General features: G+C 70.2%; 24 protein-coding genes and 1 pseudogene. 13 read left to right on the top strand and 12 right to left on the bottom strand.

Annotated elements, in window-relative coordinates; translation table 11 throughout:
- The first annotated feature begins 72 nt into the window (after positions 1–72).
- The gene (locus GCN81_RS14330) at positions 73–3,258 is read left to right on the top strand and encodes a sacsin N-terminal ATP-binding-like domain-containing protein (RefSeq protein WP_156724978.1); all 3,186 of its coding nucleotides are present in this window, start codon (positions 73–75) and stop codon (positions 3,256–3,258) included.
- A 43-nt stretch (positions 3,259–3,301) separates the two neighbouring features.
- Here GCN81_RS14330 and GCN81_RS14335 read toward each other — a convergent pair whose 3' ends face one another.
- A complete protein-coding gene (locus GCN81_RS14335) occupies positions 3,302–3,784 on the bottom strand; it encodes a hypothetical protein (RefSeq protein ID WP_156724979.1) in 483 nt (160 codons plus the stop codon).
- A 196-nt stretch (positions 3,785–3,980) separates the two neighbouring features.
- Here GCN81_RS14335 and GCN81_RS14340 point away from each other — a divergent pair, with 196 nt between their 5' ends.
- Together GCN81_RS14340 and GCN81_RS14345 are read left to right on the top strand one after the other, a co-directional pair.
- Positions 3,981–4,568: a maltokinase N-terminal cap-like domain-containing protein gene (locus GCN81_RS14340; protein ID WP_156724980.1), complete on the top strand. Its 588-nt coding sequence runs from the start codon at positions 3,981–3,983 to the stop codon at positions 4,566–4,568.
- A gap of 113 nt (positions 4,569–4,681) precedes the next feature.
- Entirely contained in the window at positions 4,682–6,631 is a 1,950-nt protein-coding gene (locus GCN81_RS14345) for a protein kinase domain-containing protein (RefSeq protein WP_156724981.1), read from the top strand.
- A 51-nt stretch (positions 6,632–6,682) separates the two neighbouring features.
- Here GCN81_RS14345 and GCN81_RS14350 read toward each other — a convergent pair whose 3' ends face one another.
- The 4 genes from GCN81_RS14350 to GCN81_RS14365 all read right to left on the bottom strand — a co-directional run bounded on the left by GCN81_RS14350 (position 6,683) and on the right by GCN81_RS14365 (position 11,424).
- Positions 6,683–8,089 (bottom strand): condensation domain-containing protein, encoded by a 1,407-nt coding sequence (locus tag GCN81_RS14350; RefSeq protein WP_156724982.1) that lies wholly within the window; start codon positions 8,087–8,089, stop codon positions 6,683–6,685.
- Positions 8,090–8,240: 151 nt separating this feature from the next.
- Positions 8,241–10,739: an HAD-IC family P-type ATPase gene (locus GCN81_RS14355; protein ID WP_156724983.1), complete on the bottom strand. Its 2,499-nt coding sequence runs from the start codon at positions 10,737–10,739 to the stop codon at positions 8,241–8,243.
- Positions 10,740–10,837: 98 nt separating this feature from the next.
- Positions 10,838–11,173 carry a DUF2530 domain-containing protein gene (locus tag GCN81_RS14360; RefSeq protein ID WP_156724984.1) on the bottom strand — a complete coding sequence of 112 codons (336 nt, stop codon included), beginning with the start codon at positions 11,171–11,173 and terminating at the stop codon, positions 10,838–10,840.
- Positions 11,174–11,229: 56 nt separating this feature from the next.
- A complete protein-coding gene (locus GCN81_RS14365; RefSeq protein ID WP_156724985.1) occupies positions 11,230–11,424 on the bottom strand; it encodes a ribbon-helix-helix protein, CopG family in 195 nt (64 codons plus the stop codon).
- A gap of 143 nt (positions 11,425–11,567) precedes the next feature.
- On the opposite strand from GCN81_RS14365, the gene GCN81_RS14370 reads away from it, so the two are divergent.
- The 5 genes from GCN81_RS14370 to GCN81_RS14390 all read left to right on the top strand — a co-directional run bounded on the left by GCN81_RS14370 (position 11,568) and on the right by GCN81_RS14390 (position 16,811).
- Positions 11,568–12,005, top strand: a complete 438-nt coding sequence (locus tag GCN81_RS14370) for a MarR family winged helix-turn-helix transcriptional regulator (protein ID WP_156724986.1) — start codon at positions 11,568–11,570, stop codon at positions 12,003–12,005.
- Positions 12,006–12,032: 27 nt separating this feature from the next.
- Positions 12,033–13,406, top strand: a complete 1,374-nt coding sequence (locus tag GCN81_RS14375) for an MFS transporter (protein ID WP_156724987.1) — start codon at positions 12,033–12,035, stop codon at positions 13,404–13,406.
- A gap of 84 nt (positions 13,407–13,490) precedes the next feature.
- Positions 13,491–14,090 carry an RNA 2',3'-cyclic phosphodiesterase gene (thpR, locus tag GCN81_RS14380; RefSeq protein ID WP_156724988.1) on the top strand — a complete coding sequence of 200 codons (600 nt, stop codon included), beginning with the start codon at positions 13,491–13,493 and terminating at the stop codon, positions 14,088–14,090.
- A 1,160-nt stretch (positions 14,091–15,250) separates the two neighbouring features.
- The gene (locus GCN81_RS14385; protein WP_156724989.1) at positions 15,251–16,327 is read left to right on the top strand and encodes a helix-turn-helix domain-containing protein; all 1,077 of its coding nucleotides are present in this window, start codon (positions 15,251–15,253) and stop codon (positions 16,325–16,327) included.
- A 46-nt stretch (positions 16,328–16,373) separates the two neighbouring features.
- Positions 16,374–16,811, top strand: coding sequence for a hypothetical protein (locus GCN81_RS14390; RefSeq protein ID WP_156724990.1), 438 nt, complete (start codon positions 16,374–16,376; stop codon positions 16,809–16,811).
- Positions 16,812–16,925: 114 nt separating this feature from the next.
- Here GCN81_RS14390 and GCN81_RS14395 read toward each other — a convergent pair.
- Both GCN81_RS14395 and GCN81_RS14400 read right to left on the bottom strand, forming a co-directional pair.
- Positions 16,926–17,213, bottom strand: a pseudogene (locus tag GCN81_RS14395) (VOC family protein); the annotation flags it as partial.
- Between the two features lie 245 nt (positions 17,214–17,458).
- Positions 17,459–18,448, bottom strand: coding sequence for an aldo/keto reductase (locus GCN81_RS14400; RefSeq protein WP_156724991.1), 990 nt, complete (start codon positions 18,446–18,448; stop codon positions 17,459–17,461).
- A 101-nt stretch (positions 18,449–18,549) separates the two neighbouring features.
- Between GCN81_RS14400 and GCN81_RS14405 the strand changes: the two genes are divergently transcribed.
- A complete protein-coding gene (locus GCN81_RS14405; protein ID WP_325065108.1) occupies positions 18,550–18,864 on the top strand; it encodes a type II toxin-antitoxin system RelE/ParE family toxin in 315 nt (104 codons plus the stop codon).
- Position 18,865: 1 nt separating this feature from the next.
- A complete protein-coding gene (locus GCN81_RS14410) occupies positions 18,866–19,165 on the top strand; it encodes a helix-turn-helix domain-containing protein (protein WP_156724993.1) in 300 nt (99 codons plus the stop codon).
- A 117-nt stretch (positions 19,166–19,282) separates the two neighbouring features.
- Here the strand turns inward: GCN81_RS14410 and GCN81_RS14415 are convergent, their stop codons facing one another.
- Positions 19,283–19,666, bottom strand: coding sequence for a PDDEXK family nuclease (locus GCN81_RS14415; protein WP_156724994.1), 384 nt, complete (start codon positions 19,664–19,666; stop codon positions 19,283–19,285).
- A gap of 40 nt (positions 19,667–19,706) precedes the next feature.
- A complete protein-coding gene (locus tag GCN81_RS14420; protein WP_156725053.1) occupies positions 19,707–20,396 on the bottom strand; it encodes a GDSL-type esterase/lipase family protein in 690 nt (229 codons plus the stop codon).
- A gap of 95 nt (positions 20,397–20,491) precedes the next feature.
- On the opposite strand from GCN81_RS14420, the gene GCN81_RS14425 reads away from it, so the two are divergent.
- Positions 20,492–21,517 (top strand): hypothetical protein, encoded by a 1,026-nt coding sequence (locus GCN81_RS14425; RefSeq protein ID WP_156724995.1) that lies wholly within the window; start codon positions 20,492–20,494, stop codon positions 21,515–21,517.
- Position 21,518: 1 nt separating this feature from the next.
- Here GCN81_RS14425 and GCN81_RS14430 read toward each other — a convergent pair whose 3' ends face one another.
- Both GCN81_RS14430 and GCN81_RS14435 read right to left on the bottom strand, forming a co-directional pair.
- Positions 21,519–21,950 (bottom strand): PPOX class F420-dependent oxidoreductase, encoded by a 432-nt coding sequence (locus tag GCN81_RS14430; protein WP_231626716.1) that lies wholly within the window; start codon positions 21,948–21,950, stop codon positions 21,519–21,521.
- Between the two features lie 35 nt (positions 21,951–21,985).
- Positions 21,986–22,792 (bottom strand): TetR/AcrR family transcriptional regulator, encoded by an 807-nt coding sequence (locus tag GCN81_RS14435; RefSeq protein ID WP_156724996.1) that lies wholly within the window; start codon positions 22,790–22,792, stop codon positions 21,986–21,988.
- A 117-nt stretch (positions 22,793–22,909) separates the two neighbouring features.
- On the opposite strand from GCN81_RS14435, the gene GCN81_RS14440 reads away from it, so the two are divergent.
- The gene (locus GCN81_RS14440; RefSeq protein ID WP_156724997.1) at positions 22,910–23,872 is read left to right on the top strand and encodes an ATP-binding cassette domain-containing protein; all 963 of its coding nucleotides are present in this window, start codon (positions 22,910–22,912) and stop codon (positions 23,870–23,872) included.
- On the top strand, positions 23,869–24,762 hold the full coding sequence (locus tag GCN81_RS14445) for an ABC transporter permease (RefSeq protein WP_156724998.1): 894 nt from the start codon (positions 23,869–23,871) through the stop codon (positions 24,760–24,762). The genes GCN81_RS14440 and GCN81_RS14445 overlap by 4 nt, the downstream gene beginning before the upstream one ends.
- A 76-nt stretch (positions 24,763–24,838) precedes the next feature.
- On the opposite strand, the gene serC is transcribed toward GCN81_RS14445, so the two are convergent.
- Positions 24,839–25,957, bottom strand: a complete 1,119-nt coding sequence (gene serC, locus GCN81_RS14450) for a phosphoserine transaminase (protein ID WP_156724999.1) — start codon at positions 25,955–25,957, stop codon at positions 24,839–24,841.
- Between the last annotated feature and the right edge of the window lie 148 nt (positions 25,958–26,105).

A 26,105-nucleotide genomic window follows, 5' to 3' on the forward strand; every position in this document is an offset into this window, starting at 1 on the left:
GCTCCGCCGCCGTTGGCCGTGGGGTGACGCGGTACCTTCGGGCGGCAGTCGTCGTGAGAAAGGCAGAACCCCGTGAGCAAATTCGTGCGGCCCGCCCCCGAAGGGACCGATCCCTTCGGTACCGCGCGTCTGCGCCGGGCGGTGCTCGACGCGTGGAGCACCGCCCCGGCCCGGTTCCGGGAGGACGCCAACGCCGAGGAGGACCTGGCGCTGGGCGGGTACCGGGACCGGCTGGTGGTGGAGCTGGCGCAGAACGCGGCCGACGCTGCGGCCCGCTCGGGTGTGCCGGGACGGCTGCGCCTGACGCTGCGCGACGGGGTGCTGGTCGCCGCCAACACGGGGGCGCCGCTCGACGCGGCCGGGGTCGAGTCGCTGAGCACGCTGCGGGCCTCCGCCAAGCGGGAGGGGCACGAGGCGTCCGTGGGGCGGTTCGGGGTCGGGTTCGCCGCGGTGCTCGCGGTGAGTGATGAGCCCGCGGTGGTGGGGCGTTCGGGTGGTGTGCGGTTCTCGTTGGCTGAGGCGAGGGAGCTGGCGCGTCAGGCCGCGGGGTCCAGTCCCGGGCTGGCGGACGAGCTACGTCGTCGCGACGGGCATGTGCCGCTGTTGCGGCTGCCGTTGGCGGCGGAGGGTACCGCCCCGGAGTCGTACGACACCGTGGTGATTCTGCCGCTGCGTGATGCCGCCGCTGAGGCGCTGGCCGAGCGGTTGCTCATGGGGGTCGATGACGCGCTGCTGCTGGCCCTTCCAGGGCTTGCTGAGGTGGTCATTGAGACGGGGGACGGGGACGGTGACGGTGTCCGGACCCTTCGGCGCGTCGACGAGGGGCGCGAGCGCGTTCGGGTGGAGGACAGCCGGGACGGCGTGACGCGGTGGCGGATCGCCCGTGGGGGTGGGCCGCTGGAGCGTGCCTTGCTTGAGGGGCGGCCCGTCGAGGAGCGGCTGCGGCCGTACTGGTCGGTCACCTGGGCTGTTCCGGTGGAGGGGGACGGGGCCCCGGCCCGCCCTCGTACCGGGGCCGTGGTGCACGCTCCGACGCCGAGCGATGAGCCGCTCGGGATGCCCGCGCTGCTGATCGGCTCGTTCCCGATGGACGCCGCCCGGCGGCATGTCGCCCCGGGGCCGCTGACCGACTTCCTGGTCCAGCGCGCCGCCGAGCTCTACAGCGGGCTGCTGGCCGACTGGCGGCCGCCCACGATCGGGACCGTCGACCTGGTGCCGGGGGCGCTGGGCCAGGCCGCGCTGGACGGCGCGCTGCGCGCGGCGGTCCTGGAGCGGCTGCCGCGTACGCCGTTCCTGCTGCCCGCCCTCCCCGGCACGGAGGAGTACGACGGCGGCGATAGCGAAGACGGCGGCGGCGATGGCGATGGCGGTGACGACGCGGCGGTACGGGGAGAACGGCCGCTCGCGCTGCGGCCGTTCGAGGCCGAGATCGTCGAAGGGGCCGGTGCCGACACTGTACGGGTGCTGGCGGAGGTGCTGCCGACGTTGCTGCCCGCCGGACTTGAGCGGCGCGTCGAGCTGCGTACCCTCGGGGTCGCGCGGGTGCCGCTACAGGACGCCGTCGACCGGCTCGCCGGTCTGGAGCGGGACCCCGGCTGGTGGTGGCGGCTGTACGAGTCCCTGGCCGGGGTCGACCCGGACCGGCTGACCGGACTGCCGGTGCCGCTCGCTGACGGGCGGACCACCATCGGGCCCCGGCAGGTGCTGCTGCCCGGTGCCGACACCCCCGAGAGCGGCCACCTCGAAAACCTGGCCCGGCTGGGCCTGAAGGTCGCGCACGCGGATGCCGCCCACCCCTTGCTGGAGAAGCTGGGCGCGCTGCCCGCGACCCCGCGCGCCGTGCTCCGTACGCCCCAGGTGCGGGCCGCCGTCGCCGCCTCGCTGGACGACGACGTGTGGGACGAGGACGCGCTGGACGGCGACGAGCTGGCGCGCGTGGTGCTGACGCTCGTACGAGAGGCCGGACTTGAGCCCGGTGACGAGCCCTGGCTTGGTGCGCTCGCGCTGCCGGACGAGGACGGCGAGCTGGCTCCCGCCGGTGAACTGGTGCTGCCCGGAAGCCCCTTCGCGCAGGTCATGCGCGAGGGCGAACTCGCCGAGGTGGACGGCGAGTTGGCCGAGCAGTGGGGTGAGCAGCCGCTCGCCGCGTGTGGGGTGCTGGCCAACTTCGCCCTGGTGCGGGCCAGTGACGTCGTCCTCGACCCGGACGAACTGGAGCCGAGGGACGGCGACTTCGCCGAGCCGGACGACGTGGGCCTGCTGGACGCCGTCGACGTATGGAGCGAGGACCTGCTCGATCAGCTCCCGGACACGCCCGTGCCGCCCGTCGCCACCGAGCTGGTCGCCGTACGGGACCTGGACCTGGTCGACGACGACCGCTGGCCGCAGGCGCTCGCCCTGCTGTCCCAGCCGCCGCTGCGGGACGCGCTGACCCAGCCGGTACGGGTCCTGCTGCCCGACGGCACGACCGAGTCCGTACGCCCGTACACCGCCTGGTGGCTGCGCGGCCACCCGGTCCTGGACGGACGCCGTCCCGCCGGGCTGCGGGCCACGGGTGGTGACCCGCTGCTGGCCGGGCTCTACGAGGAGGTGGACGCGGCCGGGTTCGACGACGAGCAGGTGCTGCGGGCCCTGGGCGTACGCACCTCGGTGGCGGCCCTGCTGGACGAGCCCGGCGGCGCGGCCGAGCTGCTGGAGCGGCTGGCCGACCCCGAGTGCGACGTCAGCGCCGCCCAACTCCACGCCCTGTACGGCGCGCTGGCCGACCTCGACCCGGAGCAGGTGACGTTGCCGGATGAGTTGCGGGCGGTCGTCGACGGGGAGGTGCGGGTGGTGGACGCGGCGGACGCGGTCGTCGCCGACGCGCCCGACCTGCTCCCGCTGGCCGCGGGTCTCGCGCTGCTGCCGGTGCGGCCCGCCCGCGCGGCGGAGTTGGCGGAACTGTTCCAGGTGCGGCGGCTCAGCGAGGTGGGGTCCGGGGCGGACGTGCCGGACGAGGGTGTGGAGCGGGCGGTCCCGGACTCGGTCCGCGCCCTGCTCGGGCCCGCCACCCCGGCGACGTACCGCGAACACGAGGAGCTGGGCGACCTCGACTGGCGCCGGACGCCGGACGGCACGGTGCACGCCGCGACGCTGGAGGGCGTCGCGGCGGGCCTGGCGTGGGCCACGGCCCAGTGGCCGCGCCGCTTCGAGGTCGCGGCGCTGCTGGAGGACCCGTCCCGTACGGGGGAGCTGGCGCGGGACCGCTGGTTCGACTGACGTTCTCGACCGGCGTCCTCGACCGACGTCCCGCGCGTCTGCCTCAGTGGAAGATGAACGTGGCGGTCACCGACGCCGGGTTGGGGCAGAAGAAACTGCCCTCGTACAGCGGGATTTCGGCGGTGGCCGTGTAGGTGCGGGTGTCGCCGTCGCGCTCAGCTGTGACGTCCGACGCCCGGTAGCGGCACGTCACGCCGTATTGCGTGACGGAGATGTCCAACAGGTCCGTGCTCGCCGTGCCGTTCGTGTCGTCGAACGTCACGGTCGGGTCGTTGTTCAGTGACGCGGTGGTGGAACCGGTGCAGTTCAGGTTGCCGCCGGGCTGATTGATGGTGGTGTTGTCCACCGTCAGCGTGTTGGGGGCGGTGTCGCTGGTGGCGCCGTCGGTCCAACTACAGGACCGGCCTTCGGCGCCGATCGTTCCATCGACGAGCCCCTGGGCTGCGCTGGCGGGGCTGGTCGCCAGCCCGGTGACGGCCAGCGCGCTCAGCAGAACGCCGACGGCTTTCGGTGAGATACGAGACATTGCGCCCGCCCTTCCGCGAGTTGCGCATAGTTGATCTACCAACCAGTAACTGACTTGAAAGTAAGTGTGGACATGACAGGCGTCAATACATCGCGCCAACCTAAGAGTCCAAGGCATGCGTGCGGCCGTTCCTATAGATTCGAACGCACATTCCGCCGCAGGGCGGTCCAGGCCTATGTGACGTGAGGAAGCTGGCATGAGCACCATCCACCGCACCACGATGACGCCCACCAAGCTGGAGCTGCTCACCGACTGGCTGCCGAAGCAGAGTTGGTACGTGGGCGACGCGCAGGCGACGGAACTGGTCAGGGCCGGTGGCTTCCGGCTGGACGATCCGGAGGGCGCGGTCGGGATCGAGTTCATGGTGGTGGTGGATTCCGGCGCGCCCGGGCCGGTGGCGTATCTGGTGCCGATGGCCTACCGCGGTACGGCACTCGCGGACGCCCCCGACGAGGCGCTGATCGGCACCTCCGAGCACGGGGTGCTCGGCACCCGGTGGATCTACGACGGCCTCCAGGACCCGGTGGTGAGGGCGCGGTTGCGCGCCCTCCTGCGCGGCGAGGCGATACCGCAGCACCAAAACGAGAGCGACACCCCTGACCCAACCGTCACGGTCACCGCCACCGCCACCGCCACCGCGCACGACACCGACCCCGACGACGGGCTCGACGTGCGGATCAACCGCGTCCTGCGACCGACGGAAGCCACGGGGAACCCGTCCGGACGCCTCGTCGCGGGCTGGACCTGGCCGGACGGAACGGCCGCGCGGGGCGTACTAGCCTGAGCGTCCCGCCCGTACCCCACGACCTCACCCGCACCGGGCACATCAACAACGCCTATTCTCGTTCGAGTTACTCCGTTGACCAGGCGGAGAAGAGCCGGGGGATTCACACCATCATGGGCGGTACGGGCGGGGATGGGCGCGGCGAACGAAACGACCGCGAGAAGCAGAACGAACGGGACGACAGCGTCGACGGGGGTATCAAGCCGCTCGCGGTGAGCGACCCCGCCCGCATCGGGCCGTATCTGCTGCTCGGTCGGCTGGGTGCCGGTGGCATGGGGCGGGTGTTCCTCGCGCGGTCGGACAGCGGGCGGACCGTAGCCGTGAAGGTGGTCCACGAGGAGCACGTATCCGACGAGCAGTTCAGGGCGCGCTTCCGGCGCGAGATCGAGGCGGCGCGGAAGGTCGGGGAGCGGTACACGGCTCCGGTGCTGGACGCGGGTCCGGGCGACGAACCCCCGTGGGTCGCCACCGGGTACGTTCCCGGGCTCTCGCTTGAACAAGTGGTGCGGCGGCACGGACCGTTGCCGACCACGTCCCTGCACGCCCTCGCCGACGGACTACTCCGGGCGCTCAAGGACATCCACGGCGCCGGGATCGTGCACCGCGACCTGAAGCCGTCCAACGTGATGCTCACCGTGGACGGCACGAAGGTCATCGACTTCGGGATCGCACGGGCGCTAGAGACGTCCGTCGAGTCCCTGCTGACCAGTACGGGGATGGCCGTCGGCTCCCCCGGCTTCATGTCGCCGGAGCAGGTGCGCGGACAGCGCGCTGGGGCCAAGAGCGACGTGTTCACCCTCGGATGCGTACTGACCTACGCGGCGACCGGTCAACTGCCGTTCGGGCAGGGGGCCAGCAACCAGCACGCCGTGATGTTCCAGATCGTGGAGGGCGAGCCCGACCTGACGCGCGTCGAGGACGACGCGCTGCGCGCGCTCATAGCCCGCTGCCTCACGAAGGACATCGACGGACGGCCGGGCGTCGACGAACTGCTGGAGGACCCCGCGCGCACGGGTGCCCCCGCCGGGCGCGGCGCCTGGCTGCCCGCCGGTGTCGTCGCCCACCTCGCGCGGCAGTCCGCACGGCTGCTCGACGCCGAGGCGGCGCCGCCGCTGCGGGAAGAGCCGGTACGGGAACAGCCCGTGGACCTGGCGACCGTAACGCTGCGACCGAAGGACGGGCCCCCCGAAGCCACCCCGCCGGGCAACGGCTCCACCACGCGAAAACGAGAGCAAGAACGCAGCCCCCGTCGGCGCCGCACGCTCATCGCGCTGCCCATCGTCGCCGTCATCACCGTCGGCGGCGGCACGGTCGCCATGCTCGACCCCTTCGGGGGCGGCGGCGGGGACGGCACGCGGGCCCACCCGCCAGGCAGCAGCGCGAGCCCCGCACCTGGCACCAGCGACTCACCGAGCAATCCCAGCAGCTCACCCTCCAAGGAAGAGAAAGACACCAAGGCCGAGGACGACAAGAAGAAGCAGGACGACGAGGAGAAGGCCCAGGACGAGAAGAAGTCCCAGGACGACGACGAGGGCGGGCCGGACAAGCCGAAGTCCCAGGAGACCGGGGGCGGTTCGGAGAAGCAGGCCACGGACAGCGGCGGCGACTCATCCGGCGGCGACAACGACTCCGACAGCGACTCTGACAGCGGCGGCAAGTCCGGCTCGTCGGACGGCTCGGACGACGGAGGTTCGTCCGGCTCCGATGGCTCGTCCGACTCCGGTGGCTCGTCCGGCTCCGGCGACTCGTCCTCCGGCACGCCGCCGCCCGCGATGAAGGGCTACAAGCTTGCGTACACCAACTCCTGCATCGGCGCGTGCGACATGCCGATCAAGGTGAGCTGGTCAGCGATCGACCGAGCCACCCGGTACGACATCCGCTACACCAACAAGGGCAGCAACTTCACCGAGAAGAACGTCGACACCACCTACTCCACCGGCAACACCACCTACACCATCAAGGGCCCCTTCTCCGGCGACGAGATCTGCGTCACCGTACGCGCGGCCAACGAACACGGCCCCTCCGCCTGGGCGGAAACCTGGTGCGACACGGTGCCCTACTAGCCCCGCACCAGCCCGCACGCACTAGCCCGCACTAGCCCGCACTAGCTCCCCTCAGCGGGTGGGCACGGCGGCGGTGGTCCGGGCCACCGAGATGACGAGGGCGCGTAGTTCTTCGACGTAGCGTCGCATGTTCTTGTGGGCGGCGGGCGTGTCCGGGTAGCGGCAGCACAGGTGCAGGCCCTCATGGTTGCGGGTGAGCCAGACGCACACCTGGTCGCCGTACGAGACCCGGAGCAGCGCGTACGCCTTCATGTCCAGCCAGCGTTCCGATTCGGGAATGCCGCGCGTGTCCACGAACGACACGATGGAGAACAGGTCCGGAGACGTGGGCCGGAAGTCGTGGCCCAGCAGGCGCAGCACGCGGGCGATGGGGATCCGGGACAGCCGCCGGTTCTTGCGCAGTTCGACGCGGACCGTCTCCAGCGCGCCGTCGAAATCCGGCGCCCCCGCGACGGGCACCTCGATCGGGGCGCCGCCCACGTACCAGCCCACCGAGTCCATCGACGCGGACTTCGCCCGGGTGTGGAAGGGCACGACGGTGCGGTACACCTGCTGCCCGCCGACCTCGTGGACGATGCGAGCGGTGGCGGCGAGGATGCCGACCGGGCTGCCGCCGTACGGGCGGCAGTACGCCTCGAAGGCCGCCGCGTCGGCGTCGTCCACGAGCATGTCGCGCATCATCTTCTGGGTGGGCAGCGGCCCTTCGGGATCGAGGCCGAGGTCGACAGGGAAGGGCGGCAGCGTGCCGTCGCACGCGGCGACGAACTCACGCCAGCGCGCGACGATCGTGTGCGTGTCGTCGATCTGATCGGCGTTCGTCCGCTCGGTCGCGCAGAAGTCGACGTAGCTGGCGACCGGTGGCGTCTCCACGGCGTGGCCTTGGCGGGCGGCCTCGTACAGTTCGTGGATCTCGGCGGGCATGCGGTAGATCGAGTACGCGTCGACGTTGCTGTGGTCGAACGCCATGTAGACGCTCGCGCCGTCCTCCCTGAGGACCGCCGCGTAGATGAAGTTCGGCCAGCTGAGGGCGTCCGCCGCGACGTCGAAACGATCCTCCAGGTACCGGGTCAGCGTCGTGGCGTCGCCGAAGTCGCCGACGTCCTCGCGGTGCAGGGCGACGGCGTCCACGTCCAGCGTGAAACGCCGCATCTCGTCGCCGATCCAGCGAAAGCCGCTGCGCAGCGTCTCGTGCCGAAGGGTCCAGGCCCGCAGCGCCTCCTGGAGGGCCTCGGTCTCCACCGGCCCGTGGATGTCGAACGCCGCGCCGAGCCAGGTCGGCACGAACAGGCCGTCCTCGCGTACGGAACGCGACGTCCGGATGTGCGACTCCTGCACATAGGCGGGCGGCCGGGAATCTTCCGGCAAACCGGCCGCCGCCTCGACGGTCGACGGATGCAGCGTCCACTCCACGAGCCTGCCGGGCCGGACGTCGCAGTGGTGGATGTCGGTCAGTCGCACGGGGATCTCCGTTCCCGGCATCGCTCGATGCCCACGGAGCCCAACGAGGGATCACGCCCAAAGAGACGCAGCGGCGTCGCACCCCCCACGCGCCCGACGCCGCCGACACCGCGCCCTCTACGCTGGGACCCGACTTACGCAGGGGCCCGCCCTACGCCGGGACCCGCCGATCCACCGCCCGGAACGCGACCTCGATCCCCAGCGCCGCGACCGCCGCGATACCCACCGCCGCCCACGGCATCGTCGCCCCGACGAGCTGCAGCTTGAAGAACTCCTGAAGCCAGGGCACGACCATCACCAACAGGAACCCGGCACCCATAGTGCCGATCAGCGCGATCCGCCACCAGGTGTACGGGCGCGCGATGATCGCCAGGACCCAGATCGCGATCAGGAACAGGGTCAGGGTGGCCGCGCTGGTCTCGGCCTCGCGTGCGCCAGGGCCGACGTAGTGGTGGCGGGCCAGCAAGTACGTGGCGAAGGTGGCGAGAGCGGCGATCGCGCCACCGGGGATCGCGTACCGCATCACTCTGCGCACGAAGTGCGGCTGTGCGCGCTCCTTGTTGGGCGCGAGCGCCAGGAAGAAGGCCGGGACGCCGATGGTGAGGGTGGAGAGGAGGGTGAGGTGGCGGGGGAGGAAGAGGTACTCGACCTGGGTGCAGACCACCAGCAGCGCGAGCAGCACCGAGTAGACGGTCTTGACCAGGAAGAGCGTCGCCACACGCGTGATGTTGCCGATGACCCGGCGGCCCTCCGCGACGACCGAGGGCAGCGTCGCGAAGCTGTTGTTCAGCAACACGATCTGCGCCACCGCGCGCGTGGCCTCCGATCCGGAGCCCATCGAGACACCGATGTCGGCGTCCTTCAGCGCCAGTACGTCGTTGACGCCGTCACCGGTCATCGCGACCGTGTGCCCCTTGGACTGCAACGCACCGACCATGTCCCGCTTCTGCTGCGGGGTGACCCGGCCGAACACCGCGTTGCCTTCCAGGGCCTTGGCCATCTCGCCCTGGTCGTTGGGTAGCTTACGAGCGTCCACGGTGTTCTCGGCGCCGGGCAGTTGGAGCTTGGCCGCGACCGCGCCGACGGACACCGCGTTGTCACCGGAGATCACCTTCGCGGCGACGTCCTGCTCCTCGAAGTAGCGCAGGGTGTCCGCCGCGTCGGGCCGCAGCCGCTGCTCCAGGACGACCAGCGCGGTGGCCTGCGCGCCCTGGGCGACGGTGGCGGCGTCCAGGTCCTTGGCCGCGCGGGCGAGGAGCAGGACGCGCAGGCCCTGCTCGTTGAGGTGGTCGATCTCGGTGAGGGTCGGGTCGCCGGTCGGGAGCAGGACGTCCGGGGCGCCGAGCAGCCAGGTGGAGTTCTCGCCGTCGCCCTCGCTGAAGGAGGCGCCGCTGTACTTGCGGGCGGAGGAAAAGGGCAGCGACTCGGTGCAGCGCCACTCCTCGCTGTCCGGGTACCTGTCGATGATCGCCTGGAGCGACGCGTTGGGCCGGGGGTCGGACTCGCCGAGCGCGCCGAGCACCTTGCGTACGTAGCCGTCGTCCGCGCCGTTCAGCAGGCGCAGCTCGGTGACGTCCATGCCGCCCTCGGTGAGGGTGCCGGTCTTGTCGAGGCAGACGATGTCCACGCGCGCGAGGCCCTCGATGGCGGGCAGCTCCTGCACCAGGCACTGCTTCCGGCCGAGCCGGATGACGCCGATCGCGAAGGCCACCGAGGTGAGCAGCACCAGACCCTCGGGGATCATCGGGACGATGCCGCCGACGGTGTAGGCGATGGACTCCTTGAAGTTGTCGTCCTTGACCACGAGCTGGCTGATGACCAGGCCGATCGAGGTCGGGATCATCAGCCAGGTGACGTACTTCAGGATGGTGGAGATACCGGAGCGCAGCTCGGAGTGGACCAGCGTGAAGCGGGACGCCTCCTCGGCGAGCTGCGCGGCGTAGGCCTCGCGGCCGACCTTGGTGGCGGTGAAGGCGCCGCCGCCCGCGACCACGAACGAGCCGGACATCACCGGGTCGCCGGGCTTCTTCAGGACCGGGTCGGCCTCGCCGGTGAGCAGCGACTCGTCGATCTCCAGGCCGTCCGCCTCGACCACCGCGCCATCGACGACGATCTTGTCGCCTGGCCCGATCTCGATGAGGTCGCCGAGCACGATCTCGGAGGTGGAGATCTCGGCGGCGATACCGTCGCGGCGGACCGTCGGCTTGGCCTCGCCGATCACGGCGAGGTTGTCCAGGGTCTTCTTGGCGCGCAGTTCCTGGATGATGCCGATGCCGGTGTTGGCGACGATCACGAAGCCGAACAGGCTGTCCTGGATCGGCGCCACGATCAGCATGATCACCCAGAGCACGCCGATCAGGGCGTTGAACCGGGTGAAGACGTTGCCGCGGACGATCTCACCGATAGAGCGACTGCTGCGGACGGGTACGTCGTTGATCTCGCCGCGCGCGACGCGCTCAGCGACCTCGGACGTGGTCAGCCCGCGCGGGTCGACAGCCACGGCGGTGGCCGTCGCCTGCCGCGCCCGGTCGGAGGGGCCGGACTCCGGCGGGGTGGCCGGGTGTACGGGGTCCAGCTCGGACCCAGCGTTGATCGGCCGTCCTCCCCCTGGCTCAGGTCCGTCGGTGTCAAGATCTGCCCGCTGCGTCATGCCTCTGACGGTACGGGGCGGGGGCGCCGTTTACCCACTGAGGGGTGGGTAATCAGGGGTGCCCGGGGCGAAGATCCGACCTGGGGACTACGCGCGCCCTACGACGGGTCGTCCTCGGGGGCCGCGGTCGACTCCGCCCCCTTGGCTGACTCTGCCGTCTGCGTCGGCTGCGTCGCCTCCGCCGCCAGCGACCGCTTGATCGCGGCGTCGCGCTTGCGTACGTACCAGATGCCGATCAGCCCGAGCCCGGCACCGGCCAGCGGGGTCCACACCCACCAGGTGGCGTCGCGGTCGTCGAACCAGCCGTAGAACGGGAGCTGCGCGAGGAACACCACGAACCAGAGGATGGTGCCGCCCACGATGGTGGGGACCACCGGCCCCTCCAGGGGCTCTGGTGCCTCGTGCTTGATGGGTCCCGAGAAGAGTCCGGCCATGCGACCAGCTTACGAGGGCCGCGCGCGCGGCAGGCCGCGGGGCGAACGGGTGGTCGTCAAGGCACGCCGTAGAACTTCTCCGTCTCGTCGACCGCTGTCTTGAAGCGTTCGTCGAAGTCGTCACGGATGAGCGTCCGGACCACATAGTCCTGGACGTTCATTCCTCGCTTGGCCGCATGCTGGCGGAGCCGGTCGAGCAGCTCTCCGTCTATTCGCAGGCTGAGCACGTTGGTCCCCACGTTGGTCGCCATGCGCTTCAGCGTCGCGGGGGCGGGGCGGCCGGTGCGTCACTTTTCGGAACCAGCTCACTCGTATGAGTGATGTTGGTGGATGTCGTATCGACTGAGGCGTATTCGACTGGTCCTTAGTCAGGGTAATGAGTTACGCTAACTACATGCCGGACCTATCCGATGGCGACAACGCTGTCGCTGTGAACGCCCTGCGCTCCGCGATCATGCGGCTCAGCCGTCGACTCAAGCACCAGCGAGTCGACGAGTCGCTGAGCCCTACCGAGATGTCGGTGCTCGGCACCCTCGCGCGCTGCGGCTCCGCCACTCCAGGCGAGCTCGCCCGCAAGGAGCATGTGCAGCCGCCGTCGATGACCCGCATCGTGGCTCTGCTCGAAGCCAAGGGGCTGGTCAGGCTGGAGCCACACCCGGATGACCGCCGCCAGAAGGTGGTCAGCCAGACCGAGACGGCCGAGGCGATGCTCGAGCAGAGCCGCCGCAAGCGCAACGCCTGGCTGGCCGGACTGGCCGAGGACCTGGACGAGGACGAGTGGGCGAAGCTGCGTGCCGCCGCGCCCGTCCTGGAGAAGCTCGCACACCTGTGACAACGACCGCCTAGGAGGCGAACTTTTTTGAGTACGGGACCCGGAGCAGACTCCGCACCCGGACCAGACACCCCCGATCCCACCACCCGCATCGACTCAACGAAGCCCGCCGAGCCCGCAAAGCCCAGCATGTTCAGCTCGCTGAAGAACCGGAACTACCGGCTCTTCTTCACCGGGCAGGTGGTCTCGAACACCGGCACCTGGATGCAGCGCATCGCCCAGGACTGGCTGGTGCTCACCCTGACCGGCTCCGCGTCGGCCGTCGGTATCACCATCGCGCTGCAGTTCCTGCCCATGCTGCTGTTCGGCCTGTACGGCGGCGTCCTCGTGGACCGTCTGCCCAAGCGCGGCACGCTCTTCTTCACCCAGTCCGCGATGGCCGTCACCGGCGTCGCGCTCGCCGTGCTGACCCTCGCCGGGCACGTCCAGGCCTGGCATGTCTACCTCACCGCGTTCGTCCTCGGTCTGATCACCGTCGTCGACAACCCGGCGCGGCAGACCTTCGTCTCCGAGCTGGTCGGCCCCGACCAACTGGCCAACGCGGTCAGCCTGAACTCCGCGAACTTCCAGTCCGCGCGACTGGTCGGCCCCGCCGTCGCCGGTGTGCTGATCACCGCCGTCGGCAGCGGATACGCCTTCCTGCTCAACGGCCTGTCCTTCCTCGCACCGCTGATCGGCCTCGCGCTCATGCGCCCCGCCGAACTGCACAAGGCGGTGCGCACGCCACGCGGTAAGGGACAGCTCAGGGAAGGGCTGCGCTATGTGGCCGGGCGCCCCGAGCTGATCTGGCCGATCGTGCTCGTCGGCTTCATCGGCACGTTCGGCTTCAACTTCCCGATCTGGCTCACCGCCTTCGTGGACGACGTCTACGACTCGGGCGCCAGTACGTACGGTCTGCTCAACACCCTGATGGCCATCGGCTCCCTGTCCGGAGCACTGCTCGCCGCACGGCGCGGCAGCTCGCGGCTGCGGCTGCTGGTCGCCGCGGCGGTGGCCTTCGGCGTACTGGAGATCGTGACCGCCTTCGCACCGTCCTTCTGGCTGTTCGCGGCGCTGCTGGTGCCGCTGGGCATGTTCGGCCTGACGGTGAACGTGGTCGCCAACTCCAGCGTGCAGATGTCCACCGACCCGGCGATGCGGGGCAGGGTGATGAGCCTGTTCATGATGGTCTTCACCGGCGGTACGCCGCTCGGGGCGCCCCTCGTCGGCTGGATCACCGACACCTACGGAGCCAGGGTCGGCTTCGCCGCGGGCGGCGCCGTGTCGCTGCTGGCCGCGCTGACCATCGGGCTGATCCTGGCCCGGATCGGCGACCTGCGGCTGCGCGTGCGCATACGCGGCGGGGCCCCGCAGGTGCGGTTCGTGCCGCGCGAACGGGAATCGCTGGCTACGGCGGCCTGAGGACGGCCTGACGCCGGTGTGTCCGACGGCGTGTGTCCGACGGCAGTGTGGCTGAGGGCGGCCGGGGCGGGGAAGGAGTGACGTGTGAGACTCTTCGTCGCTGTCCTGCCGCCCGCCCCGGCCATCGCCGAACTCGCCGCCGAGGTCCATACGCTGCACGCACTCCCCGGCGCGGACCGGCTGCGCTGGATGGAGCGAGAGCACTGGCACTTCACGCTCGCGTTCCTGCGGGAGGTCCCCGAAGAGACGCTCCCCGCCCTCACCGAGCGGCTGGCCCGCGCCGCGCACCGTACGGACCCGTTCCAGATCGGCCTGCGCGGCGGCGGCCGATTCAGGGACCGGGAGCTGTGGGTCGGGGCGGCCGGGGAGCTGGACGTACTGCGGCGCCTCGCGGAACGCGCGACGGCGGCGGCACGGAAGGCGGACGTGCGGATGGAGGGGCCGGTCGGCCGCTTCACCCCGCACCTGACGCTGGCCCGAAGCCGCACGGCCCGGCGGGACGGTGGCGGACCCTCGACCGTCGACCTCCGCCCGTACGCCGCCGAGCTCCACGCCTTCGACGGCACCCCGTGGACGGTCGACGAGCTCACCCTCGTACGCAGCCACCTCCCCACAAGCGGAATCCCGGGCGAACGCCCCCGGTACGAGGTGGTCGGGCGCTGGCCCCTGGGCGCACCCGGCTAGCGCCTCCCCGGCGGATCGTGCCTGGGGTCGCGGGGTCTGGCACGCACGCCCCCACCCTCGAACTCGCTTCGCTCAGCTCGGGCGGGAGGGACCCCCTCGGCGTTGTCGTCCATCACCGACGCTCCGCGATGCCTCAATCCTCCGCCTTGCAGCTGCACGCACCAGACCCCGCTCGGCAGCAGCGAGACGGTACCCGACACCCGGGTCGGCCTGATCCGCCGGACAGGCCCTAACCTCATGGGGTGGACCCGAAGACCAGAAACCGGATTATGGCGGCTGTGCTGCTCCTGCTGTTCGCCGCGATCGCTGTGGCGAGCGCGGTCGGCTAGGCCGTTTCGTTTACCTGGAGGAGAGCCTGGGCCTGGAGTGGGCCCCTTGGGAAGCGGGTCCAGCCGTCCGCCGCGACCGGCGACGTGACCCGGCCACCGACCGGCCGGCCAGCGAGGACGTGCTCGTGGAAGTCGAGGGGGCCGGACCGGACGACCGCGTAGACGTGCTCTCCCCGAACCCGGGCCGGCGGCCAGGTACGCGGCGCCGGTGTGTCCCGGATGCTTCAGCGCCTCGTCCCGGTACGCCTCGGTGAACGGCGTGAACGCGGTGAACGCGGTGAACGCGTCTCCGCCGGCCTGGCCTGGCCCGGCACCGGTCGCCCGCCCGTTGCGGGCTGTCCCACGCTGCCCGTGCGCGAGGCGTCCCAGCAGTTCCCGGGGCCTGGGACGCCTCATCTTTTCCCAGTTCCCCGATGGCTCTAGCGGGATAGGGGGGAGCTGTAGAGACTGCTGTCACCGCCACCCCAGTCGGGGGCGCTCCGTTCGCCCGGCCTCTGGCACCTGCGTGGTGACCACTCTGCCAGCGGCACCCGGCGTGAGTGGCGGCGGTATGCCGAGTCGCAGTCGGCCGCGTTCTCTCGGCGCGGACGGGGCGGCTCGCCCGCGCACGGGGTGCGCCGTTCACCGTGACGGACCCGCAACCCGTGCCGGGGAACAGCACAACCGCGTCAACCGTCGTGCGGTAAGGGCAGTTGAGCCTGGCTGGGGCGGACGTGCGCCGATGACCGACGGATCCCGCCTGCCGATCCCACAGGGGAGGGCCGGCCGGCGGGATGCCCGTCAGACTCGTACCGGGCCGGACGCCCCGTACGCGAACAGGGGGAGAACAACGTGCTGCCGACCATCGCCTTCCACACCGACGACGTACCCCAGGAGCAGAGGCTCGACGCCTGGCGGGAGCATTCCGGCCGCGCGGCGGCGCCGATGGACGTCGTCAGCGTGCACGCCGCCGACTTCTGGGGCGAGCAGAGCCTCGTACGGCTCGGCGACGTGTCCCTTTGGCCGGTACACGTACAGGCGACGCGCTACCGGCGTACCCCACGGCTGATCCGCCAGTCCGACCCCGGCCTTTACCACGTGACCGTGATGCTCCCCGGCAGCGGCCGGTTGGGGGTCAGTCAGCTGGGGCGGGAGACCGTCCATGGCCCCGACGACCTCTACCTCATCGATATGTCCCGCCCCTTGGAGGTGTCCTCGCTCAAGGAGGACGAACTGCTGCGGGGCGTGGGCATCGAGATCCCTCGCGAGCTGCTCCGGCTGCCCGGCCGGCAAGATGTGGACGAGCTGCTCGGGCGGCGGCTGTCGGGGCGAAGTGGCTTCGGCGCGCTGCTGGTCCAGTACGTGACCCGCGTCGTCGAGGATCGCGACGTGTACGAGCCGTCCGACGTGCCCCGGCTGAACACCGTCCTCCTCGACCTCCTCACCGGCTTGCTCGCGAGTGAGCTCCAGGCCGAAGCCTCGCTCGCCCCGGAGACCCAGCGGCGGAGCACCGTCACCCGCGTCCGGTCCCATATCCAGCGGAACCTGCGCGACCCGCTGCTGTCACCCCAGACCATCGCCGCCGCACACCACCTGTCCACCCGCCAACTGCACCGCCTCTTCGCCGACGAGGAGCTCACCGTCGCCGCCTACATCCGTGAGCAGCGGCTGGAACGCGCCCGCCGCGAGCTCGCCTGCGGCGCCCTGGACGCCACTCCCCTCCACGTGATCGCCGCCCGCTGGGGCTTCCCCGCGATGGCACACTTCAGCCGCGCCTTCCGGTATGCCTACGGCATGCCGCCCAGCGAGTACCGGCAGCTCGCCCGGCTCGTCGACGGCGCGGACGCCGCACCGCCTGTCGCGGATGCTCAACCTTCTGTCACGGATCGTCAACGACACTCCGTCGCCGATGCCGCAGGATGTCGCTGAGCCACTAACTGGACCTGACTAGTGGCGAACTGACAGGAGTTTCCGCGTGAAGCGCACGAAGATGGTTCTGACTCTGGCGACCGCGGGCGTCATGGCGGTCACGCTTGCTGACCCCGCCTCAGCCCGTACGATCCACACCAAGACCGCCTCGGCCACGAGCAAGAAGCCGCCGTCCGGCATCATGTGCCGTGAGGTGCTCGTCAAGAAGAGCTATGTGGCGAAGGCGTGCTTCGCGCCGAAGGGCGACCGGCTCTGGGTCAGGGACAACAAGTCGGACGGCCTCGCCGCCGAGATCCGCGGCGAGGTGAACAGCAAGGGCCGTCCTGGGTTCCACTGCAAGTACGGCGCCAAGGCGCACAACGGCTGGCGGGTCTGCAACTTCGCCAAGAAGATGCCCGACGGCAAGAGGTTCGCCTGGTACGCGACGGTGACGAAGGCCGGCAAGGTCAAGTACACCAGCAACCTCGCGCTGAGCAACACCTGACCGGTCGGCGACCGCCCGCACGTACGCCGGACCGCCTCCGCCCCCGCAGGTCCGGCCGGGACCGGTCCTGAACGCGACGCCGTTCGGGACCGGTCTCCTTCGTTCGTGGTGGCGTCAGGGCCGGACGTAGGGGCGGGTCATGATCTCCATGTTGTGGCCGTCCGGGTCGTCGAAGTACGCGCCCGGGCCGCCGAACAGGTCGTTGGTACGGCCCGGTTCGGTGCGGCTGGCATCGGCGTAGTACGTGACGCCGACGGTCTCCAGGCGGGCGATCACGGTGTCGAACTGCTCGTCCGGCACCAGGAACGCGTAGTGCTGCGACTGGATCGGCTCGTCGCGCAGCTCGTAGTAGTCGAGCGTCACCCCGTTGCCGAGGTCGACGGGAAGACGCGGAGGGTGCGGCGGGCCGAGAGCCCGCCCCGTATTCACGCCGAGGCCGGGCGGTACTTCGCTGGGCTCGCGGTGTCTGGCACGCGTATCTGCGGCGTTGTCGTCAGTCGCCGCTGCTCCGCGGGACTCCCTCCTCCGCCTCGCAGCCGCACGCACCTGACCCGCTCCCTGGTCCAGCAAGATCCACACGACACCCTAGGCCGGACAGGCATCTTGGACGCTGCCCGCCCGCCCAGCCGAACGCGCCTCGCCGAGACTCACCAGGCGAACGCCTCCGGCGACGGCCCAGGCCCCGGGAAAATCTCGTCCAGCGAGCCGAGAACCTCCTCGCCGAGCTCCAGCTCGACCGCCCGCACCGCCGACGCCAGCTGCTCCGCCGTACGCGGACCGACGATCGGGCCGGTCACACCGGGCCGGGTGAGCAGCCAGGCGAGCGCCGCCTCGCCGGGCTCCAGGCCGTGCTTGTCGAGCAGATCCTCGTACGCCTGGATCTTCTCGCGCATCTGCGTGCTGGCGAGCGCGTCCGCGGAACGCCCGCTGGCCCGCCGCTTCCCCTCGCTCTCCTTCTTCAGTACCCCACCGAGCAGCCCGCCGTGCAGCGGCGACCACGGGATGACCCCCAGGCCGTACTCCCGCGCGGCCGGGATGACCTCCATCTCGGCGCGGCGCTCGGCGAGGTTGTAGAGGCACTGCTCGCTGACCAGGCCGTAGCTGCCGCGTCGCTGGGCGGCCTCGTTGGCCTGGGCGATCTTCCATCCGGCGAAATTCGACGACCCGGCGTACAGGATCTTGCCCTGCTGGACCAGGACGTCGATGGCCTGCCAGATCTCCTCGACCGGGGTGCGGCGGTCGATGTGGTGGAACTGGTACAGGTCGATGTAGTCGGTCCGCAGCCGCTTGAGGCTGCCCTCGACCGACCGGCGGATGTTGAGCGCCGAGAGCCGGTCGTGGTTGGGCCAGGCGGCGCCGTCCGAGCCCATGTTCCCGTACATCTTGGTGGCGAGAACGACCTTGTCGCGCCGCTCACCGCCACGGGCGAACCAGGAGCCGATGATCTCTTCGGTCCGCCCCTTGTTGTCGCCCCACCCATACACGTTGGCGGTGTCGAAGAAGTTGATGCCCGCGTCGAGCGCGGCGTCCATGATGCTGTGGCTGTCGGCTTCGTCGGTCTGCGGTCCGAAGTTCATGGTGCCGAGGACGAGTCGGCTGACCTTGAGTCCGGTACGTCCGAGCTGCGTGTACTTCATGGTTCCTCAGCCAACTGCGTGGAGTGCGCTCTAGGCAAGCGGATTGGGCCCGGGATTCGGGGGGCTTCCTCTTGCGGGTGAACGAGAGGCCACCAGCTGCGGTGCGAGGTAGCCTGTTCATAACGTCGCTGTTATGGCATGGGGAGATCGCGTTCTACGTGGACTTGTTGGCCGCGGAAGGTGTCCTGCTCAGCGAGCCGTACACCAAGCAGCTGAGTGGCAAGCTTCGGGAACTGCGGTTTCATCTCGATGGCGACGCGTTCCGTATCACCTACTGGATCGCCACCGGCCGTCGGATCATCCTGCTTACCGTCTTCCGCAAGCATCGGATGCGGGAGACCAGCGAGGTCGAGCGGGCTCGAAGGGCGATGGAGACCTGCATCGATCAGAAGCACACGGCGGATGAGGAGCACTGAGATGAGCGCGCGCAGGCAGTGGTCCGAGGTGCGGGCGGAAGGGCTCGCACACCCCCAGGCTCAGGAGGCGTACGACACGGCCCGTATCCGCTTCGAACTCGGTAAGGAAGTACGAGAGAGGCGAGAGGCTCTCGGCATGACGCAGGCCCAGCTGGCCCAGGCCGCAGGGCTCCAGCAGCCTGCTGTCGCCCGGTTCGAGGCAGGCGGCACGATGCCCACGCTGCCGCTCCTGGAGCGCCTCGCCGCAGCTCTGGGTGCGCGACTGCACGTCGGCTTCGAGCCCATGGACCGCGCGAGCTGAGCGGGGATTCCGAGAGGATTGGAACGACGTCGTGGGTGTCGGTGCCCGTGTGTGGGCCACGCTCCCGCATGCCCCCACCGAGACCCACACCAGAGCCACCGCCTGACAGCGGCGGCGTCAGCCGCGGGGGAAGTCGTCCGTGGTGAGGGTGGCGAGGTCGAGGGGCGTACCCGTCAGGTCGACTCCGGTGCCAAAGGCCACGGTCGTCTCGGTGAGGTAGTCGCCGTCCTTCGGCTGGGTGTAGAGGGTCACGTCAGCCGCGAAGCCGTTGAGGTGGCCGGGGAAGTCGATGCGTACGTCGGACTTGATGCGCCCTCGGGGGTACTTGGTCCGCAGCTGATCGTAGACGCTGGCGATGACCTGCCAATGGGTGTCCCGGTGCGGGGTCTGGTAAACCGTGCCCTCGACAATCTCGACCTTGTGTCCCTCGGGGGCGGGCATGCGGGTGAGCGACTCGAACATCGCGTCCAGAGTCGGCCCAGTGCCGCTGTCGTCGGTCATCTCGGTCCTGTCTGCGAGAACCCGTCACTTCGGCACACGTTCAACGATACGCAGGAGCCTCCGGATACGGCGCGCCCATCTCCCACGCCTGGTGCATCGCGTCGGCGAAGGCGGCGGCCAGTTTGTGTTCGCCGGAGGGGGCGGGGTGGGTGCCGTCGTAGGTGTCGTAGTGGATGTCGTAGGTGGGTGGGATCGTTGCCAGGAGGAGGGGGGAGGTGTCGGTGTCCAGGTCGGCGATCGTCTTCGCCAGGAGTTCGTTGAAGCGCGCTACGGCCGTGGCGAAGGGCTCGTCCTGTTCGGCGCGGATGTTGGGGATCACCGGGAGGATGACGATCGCCACCTCCGGGTTCGCCGCGCGGGCCTCCGTGATGAAGTGGCGGGCGTTCGCCGCCGTCTGCTCGGGGTCCGTGTAGAAGCCCAGGTCGATCAGGCCGAGGGAGGCGAGGATCACGTCGGCCTTGGTGGCGGACACCGCCTCGCGTATCTGCGGGGCCAGGTGTAGCCAGCCCTCGCCCCAGCCTGCCAGGTGGCGCCTGGGGAAGTCCGGGTCGGCGTAGTCGTACGAGAGGGGGGCCTCGGCCGCCTTGTCGTAGAGCGCCTCGCGGGGGCCGACGATGCGGAACGGGCCGCCGTGGGAGGCGCACAGGTGCTGCCACATGCGGTAGCGCCAGGTGTACTCACCCGCGCTGCCGATGGTCATCGAGTCACCGACGAAGAGGAACCTGAGCATCCGGTCATCATCGCTGATCGGGGCGCGTATCTGCGATGTGAGTCTGAGCACGGGAGATCGGGTGGGTAGGTGCGGTGGGGTGGCAGGGTGGGGGTATGCGTTCAGGGTCCTGGGTCGGTGTCGTGGGTGTCGTGGTCGGGGTTGTCGGTGCCCTGGTGGTGGGGGGTGCCGGGGGCGCTGTGGCCGATGGGGGGAACCAGAGCTTCACCATCGAGGATCCGCGGATCGTCGAGTCGAGTGGGCTGGCCGCCAGCAGTCGCCATCCGGGGGTCTACTGGACGCACAACGACAGTGATGACGGGCCCTACCTGTATGCCGTCGACTCCAAGAGCGGCAAGACCGTCGCCACGGTCACCCTGCGGGGGGTCGGGGAGCCGCGTGACGTGGAGGCGATCTCGATCGGGCCCGACGGGGATCTGTACGTGGGGGACATCGGGGACAACACCGGCGGCGGCTGGTCCCATGTGTGGATCTACCGGCTGCCGGAGCCCAAGGAGCTGCGGGACGTGACCGTGACCGCCACGCAGTACGTCGTGAAGTACGAGGGTGGCGCGCGCGACGCCGAGGCGCTCATGGTGCATCCGAAGACCGGGCGGGTCTACATCGGTGACAAGAAGAAGGACAAGGGGGGTGGGTTGTTTGTTGGGCCTGAGGAGTTGTCCGCGTCGGGGGCCAATGTCTTCAAGCGGGTCGCGGACGTCGACCTGTGGACCACCGACGGGGCCTTCTCGCCGGACGGTCAGCGGCTGGTGTTGCGGAGCTACTTCGAGGCCAAGTCGTATGCGTGGAAGGACGGCGGGCTCAGTGGTGCGGGGGAGCGGGTGCGCGTGCCGTTCCAGCGGCAGGGTGAGTCGGTGACGTACACGGCTGACGGTTCCACGCTGATGTTCGGCTCTGAGGGGGAGCGGAGTCCGGTGGAGCCGGTTCCGGCTCCGGGGGCTTCGGAGGGGGAGGGGAGTGAGTCGCCGTCCAAGGGCGGTTCGGGGGACGGGAGTTCGGCTGGGGGTGGGGATGAGGCTGGCGAGGACGGTGGCAGTCCTAACTACGCTCTGGGTGCCGTTGTCCTCGCCCTCGCGTTCGGCGTGACGTTTGGGCTCAAGCGACTGCTGCGGAGGAAATGAGTCACTCGCCTAGAACGCGTAGCTCGTAGTGCAGCGTCTTGTCCCGCTTCACTTTGTGGGCCAGCGGTACCAGGAAGCCGTGCATGAACGGGTACTTGCGGGCGATCGCCTTCGCCGCGTGCGTGTTCTCGTCGCTGTCCCGGTCGAGCAGGCGGACCCGGGCCTTGATCTCAGGCCCGGTCGGGGCGCCGCGCACGGTTGAGGGGGCGATCTCCACCACGGGGTTGTTGCGCATCCGTTTGGCCTTCCAGGCCTTGGCGTACGTACGGAAGTACGCGTGGTCGCCCTCGACCGCGATGTTCACCGGCGTGCCGACGCCGGTGCCGTCCCGCTTGTGGCTGGTGAGCAGGACGGCCCACTGCTTGACGAAGGGGGCGAGTGCCGGGCTGGTGGGGGTGGGGGTCGGGCTGTCTGGTGGCGTCATGCCGTCCATGCATGCACGGTCTGGGCGACATGTCACCCGGGCGTTCAGGCCCGTCGCGGTGATTCCCCCGACTGGCCGCGCTCCGCGACCCGTTTTTCCAGGCCGTCGAGCAGCAGGTGCAGGCCGAACTCGAAGTGGTCGATGTCGGCGGTGAAGGCGTCCTCGGACAGCGCCGCCTGGCGGGGGAAATCGCCGCTGGCCATGGCCCGTTCGAGATACGGCTGCTGGCTGTCCCAGAACTCCTCGTCGCTCAGGCCGGTCTCCCGCACCGCCTCGGCGGTCTGGATCTCCATCCGGGCCACACCGGTGGCGTAGTTCTGTGCCGCGACGATCACGGAGATCATCTCCGGGTCGGAGAACCCCATGCTCTTCAGCGGGCCCAGGGCCAGTTCGAAGCCGCGCAGGGCGCTGGGGCCGAGGAGTATCCGGGCCTGGTTGACCTTGAGCAGCCAGGGGTGACGGCGGAAGTGGTTCAGGAAGCCGCGGGCCATGGCGTCCACGGCCGTGCGCCAGTCCGGGGCCTCGGACCCGTCAGCGGTGTCCGTGCCGGTCGCGCCCTCCGCGTCCAGGCTTTCGCCCTGTACGCGGTCGATCATCAGGTCGAGCAGCTCGGCCTTGCCCGGGACGTACCGGTAGAGCGACATGGCGCCCGTGCCCAGCTCCGTGGCCAGGCGGCGCATGGAGAGGGCGTCCAGGCCCTCCGCGTCGGCGAGTTCCACGGCGGTCGTGACGATCCGGTCGATGGACAGGCCCGGTTTGGGGCCGCGGGCGGGGCGCGTCCCGGTGTTCCAGAGGAGGTCCAGGCTGCGCGCGATCTTTCCGGTGCCGCTGGTCGCTTCGGTGCTGCTCATGGGGCTCAGCTTAGGGCGTCCCAGGAAAAGTGGGTACGCCGTACGCGCAATAGGGTACGGTGTACTCGATTCTGGGTACGGCGTACCCAGTGGGCTTCGAGTGGCGGGAGACAGACCGTGGGCACCTATGCCGTGCACGCCGAAGGGCTGCGCAAGAGGTACGGCGACACACACGCACTGGCGGGCTTCGACCTCGCCGTACGCCCAGGCACCGTGCACGGCCTGCTCGGCCCGAACGGCGCGGGCAAGACCACCGCCGTACGCATCCTGGCCACGCTGCTCAGGCTGGACGGCGGCCGCGCCACGGTGGCCGGTGTCGACGTGGCCAGGAATCCCCGGGCGGTACGCCGCAGGATCGGGCTCACCGGCCAGTACGCCGCCGTCGACGAGGTCCTCACCGGGCGGCAGAACCTGGAGATGTTCGGGCGGCTCTTCCATCTGGGCGGGCCCCGGGCGCGAGAGCGCGCAGCGGAACTACTCGACCGGTTCGACCTGGTCGACGCCGCTGACCAGGGAGTCCAGGGCTACAGCGGCGGAATGCGGCGCCGCCTGGACCTGGCCGCGTCCATGGTCCTCGCCCCCGACGTGCTCTTCCTGGACGAGCCGACGACCGGCCTCGACCCGCGTGGCCGGGGCGAGGTCTGGGACGCCGTACGGGCGCTGGTCGCGGACGGCACGACCGTACTGCTCACCACCCAGTACCTGGACGAGGCGGACAAGCTGGCCTCCCAGATCACCGTCATCGACCAGGGGCGCGCCATCGCCGACGACACCCCGGACGGGCTGAAGAGCGAGGTCGGCGGCGACCGTATCGAGGTGGTGGTGCGCGAGACCGCCGACATTCCGCGGGCCTGGCAGGTGCTCTCCGGGGTTTGCAGCGAGGCCCCCGAGACGGACCACGGCGAGCGCCGCGTACACGGGCTCGTGCACGACCGGGTCGCCGCGCTCACCGAAGCCGCCCGCAGGCTGCGGGACGAGGGGGTGGCGGTCGAGGACATCGGGCTGCGCAGGCCCAGCCTGGACGATGTCTTCCTGCGGCTGACCGGACACCGTACGGCGAAGGTGGGGGCCGCGGTATGAGCGCCACCGAAGTGCGAGCAGCGGCGCCGGAACCGGAAGAGGCGACGGCGGAGGCGGGCGAGCGCCGGATCTTCTGGGCCCTCAGCGACAACTGGAACGTGGTGCGTCGCGAGCTCACCCACTACCGCAGGCAACCCATCAGCATCGTTTGGCAGTTGGGCTTCCCGATCATCTCCGTGCTGCTGTACGGCTATGTGTTCGGCGGCGCGATGAAGCCGCCCGGGGACGCGGGCAGCGGCATCGGCAGCGGCGGCAGTGGCGGCAGCGCGCAGTACCGCGACTATCTGATGGCCGGGATGTTCGTGATGACCATGGCCTTCGGTCTGATGAACACCGCGACCATCGTCGTCAACGACGCCGTCAAGGGCGTCACCGACCGCTTCCGCTCGATGCCGATGGCGCCATCCGCCGTGGTCTCCGGACGCGGAGTCACCGACCTGCTCGTGGCCACCGCCGAGTTGACGATCCTGGCCCTGACGGCCCTCGCCATGGGCTGGCGCTCCGGCGGCGGGCTCGGCGCGACGCTCGGCGCCTTCGGCCTGGTGCTGCTGCTCAGGTTCGCGCTGATCTGGGTCGGTGTCTGGCTCGGCCTGACCCTGCCGAACCCGGAGGCGGCCGGGGCGCTGTACGTGGTGATCTTCCCACTCACGATGATCTCCAGCATCTTCGTACCGACCTCGTCGATGCCGGGCTGGCTCGGCACGGTCGCCGCGTGGAACCCGATCTCGTCGACGGCGGTGGCCGCGCGCGAGCTGTTCGGCAACCCGGTGGCCGGTGACGGCAGCTGGGTGCAGGAGAACGCCGTACTGATGGCCGTTCTCTGGCCACTGGTGATCACGGCGATCTGCCTGCCGCTGGCCGTACGGCGCTTTCAGCGGCTGAGCCGGTAGGCGCACACGAAGGGGGCCGCCCCATGGGCGGCCCCCACCTTCGCTCCTGCTGCTTACAGCTGCCTACCGCTGCTGCTTAGAGCTGCTCGATCACGTAGTCGATGCACTTCGTGAGCGCCTCGACGTCAGCCGGGTCGATCGCCGGGAACATCGCGACCCGCAGCTGGTTTCGGCCCAGCTTGCGGTACGGCTCGGTGTCCACGATGCCGTTCGCGCGCAGCGCCTTGGCGATCGCGGCGGCGTCGATCTCGTCCGCGAAGTCGATCGTGCCGATGACCTGCGAACGCTGCGCCGGGTCGGCGACGAACGGCGTCGCGTACTTGGCGTCGTCGGCCCAGCCGTACAGCCGGGACGAGGAGTCCTTCGTACGAGCCGTGGACCAGGCCAGACCGCCCTGGCCGTTGATCCAGTCCAGCTGCTCGGCGAGCAGGAAGAGCGTGGACAGCGCCGGGGTGTTGTACGTCTGGTTCTTACGGGAGTTGTCGATCGCCGTCGGCAGACTGAAGAACTCCGGGACGTGGCGGCCGCTCGCGTGGATACGCTCGGCGCGCTCGATCGCGGCGGGCGAGAACACGCCGAGCCACAGGCCGCCCTCCGAGGCGAAGGACTTCTGCGGCGCGAAGTAGTAGACGTCGGTCTCGGCGATGTCGACCGGCAGGCCGCCCGCGCCCGAGGTGGCGTCCACCAGTACCAGGGAGCCCTTGTCGGCGCCCGCGACCCGCTTGATCGGGGCGGCGACACCGGTCGAGGTCTCGTTGTGGGTGTACGCGTAGACGTCGACGCCCACCTCGGCCTGCGGCTCCGGGTGGGTGCCCGGGTCGCTGCTGATCACGGACGGGTCCGCCAGCCAGGGCGCCAGCTTCGCGGCCTTGGCGAACTTGGAGGAGAACTCGCCGAACGAGAGGTGCTGCGACTTGTTCTCGATCAGGCCATGCGTCGCGATGTCCCAGAACGCGGTCGAGCCGCCGTTGCCGAGCACTACCTCGTAGCCGTCGGGGAGCTGGAAGAGGTCGCGTACGCCGTCCCTGACCCGGCCCACCAGGTTCTTGACCGGGGCCTGGCGGTGGGAGGTACCGAGTAGAGAGGTGCCGGTGGCGGCCAGGGCTGCCAGCGCCTCCGTACGCACCTTGGAGGGGCCCGCGCCGAAACGGCCATCGGCGGGCTTGATGTCAGCGGGAATCTGGATCTCAGCCACGGAAGGGAGCCTAGCCGGTCCCGGAAGGCGGACGGACGCGCGTCCGTCCGGTGAGACACGGGAGTGAGATGCGGTGCGGACTAGTACGGACCGGTGCGGACCGGTGTGGTCCTGCGGTCATGAGAACCGCCCACAGGGGCATCCTGAG

Origin of the sequence: Streptomyces apocyni (assembly GCF_009739465.1) — a bacterium.
GTDB lineage: Bacteria > Actinomycetota > Actinomycetes > Streptomycetales > Streptomycetaceae > Streptomyces > Streptomyces apocyni.

What these genes read in the sequence shown, in the direction of transcription:
- GCN81_RS14335 (WP_156724979.1), bottom strand. Translation starts at nt 3,784, where the DNA reads ATGTCTCGTATCTCACCGAAAGCCGTCGGCGTTCTGCTGAGCGCGCTG.
- GCN81_RS14340 (WP_156724980.1), top strand. Translation starts at nt 3,981, where the DNA reads ATGAGCACCATCCACCGCACCACGATGACGCCCACCAAGCTGGAGCTG.
- GCN81_RS14345 (WP_156724981.1), top strand. Translation starts at nt 4,682, where the DNA reads ATGGGCGGTACGGGCGGGGATGGGCGCGGCGAACGAAACGACCGCGAG.
- GCN81_RS14355 (WP_156724983.1), bottom strand. Translation starts at nt 10,739, where the DNA reads ATGACGCAGCGGGCAGATCTTGACACCGACGGACCTGAGCCAGGGGGA.
- GCN81_RS14360 (WP_156724984.1), bottom strand. Translation starts at nt 11,173, where the DNA reads ATGGCCGGACTCTTCTCGGGACCCATCAAGCACGAGGCACCAGAGCCC.
- GCN81_RS14365 (WP_156724985.1), bottom strand. Translation starts at nt 11,424, where the DNA reads ATGGCGACCAACGTGGGGACCAACGTGCTCAGCCTGCGAATAGACGGA.
- GCN81_RS14370 (WP_156724986.1), top strand. Translation starts at nt 11,568, where the DNA reads ATGCCGGACCTATCCGATGGCGACAACGCTGTCGCTGTGAACGCCCTG.
- GCN81_RS14400 (WP_156724991.1), bottom strand. Translation starts at nt 18,448, where the DNA reads ATGAAGTACACGCAGCTCGGACGTACCGGACTCAAGGTCAGCCGACTC.
- GCN81_RS14410 (WP_156724993.1), top strand. Translation starts at nt 18,866, where the DNA reads ATGAGCGCGCGCAGGCAGTGGTCCGAGGTGCGGGCGGAAGGGCTCGCA.
- GCN81_RS14415 (WP_156724994.1), bottom strand. Translation starts at nt 19,666, where the DNA reads ATGACCGACGACAGCGGCACTGGGCCGACTCTGGACGCGATGTTCGAG.
- GCN81_RS14420 (WP_156725053.1), bottom strand. Translation starts at nt 20,396, where the DNA reads ATGCTCAGGTTCCTCTTCGTCGGTGACTCGATGACCATCGGCAGCGCG.
- GCN81_RS14425 (WP_156724995.1), top strand. Translation starts at nt 20,492, where the DNA reads ATGCGTTCAGGGTCCTGGGTCGGTGTCGTGGGTGTCGTGGTCGGGGTT.
- GCN81_RS14430 (WP_231626716.1), bottom strand. Translation starts at nt 21,950, where the DNA reads ATGGACGGCATGACGCCACCAGACAGCCCGACCCCCACCCCCACCAGC.
- GCN81_RS14435 (WP_156724996.1), bottom strand. Translation starts at nt 22,792, where the DNA reads ATGAGCAGCACCGAAGCGACCAGCGGCACCGGAAAGATCGCGCGCAGC.
- GCN81_RS14445 (WP_156724998.1), top strand. Translation starts at nt 23,869, where the DNA reads ATGAGCGCCACCGAAGTGCGAGCAGCGGCGCCGGAACCGGAAGAGGCG.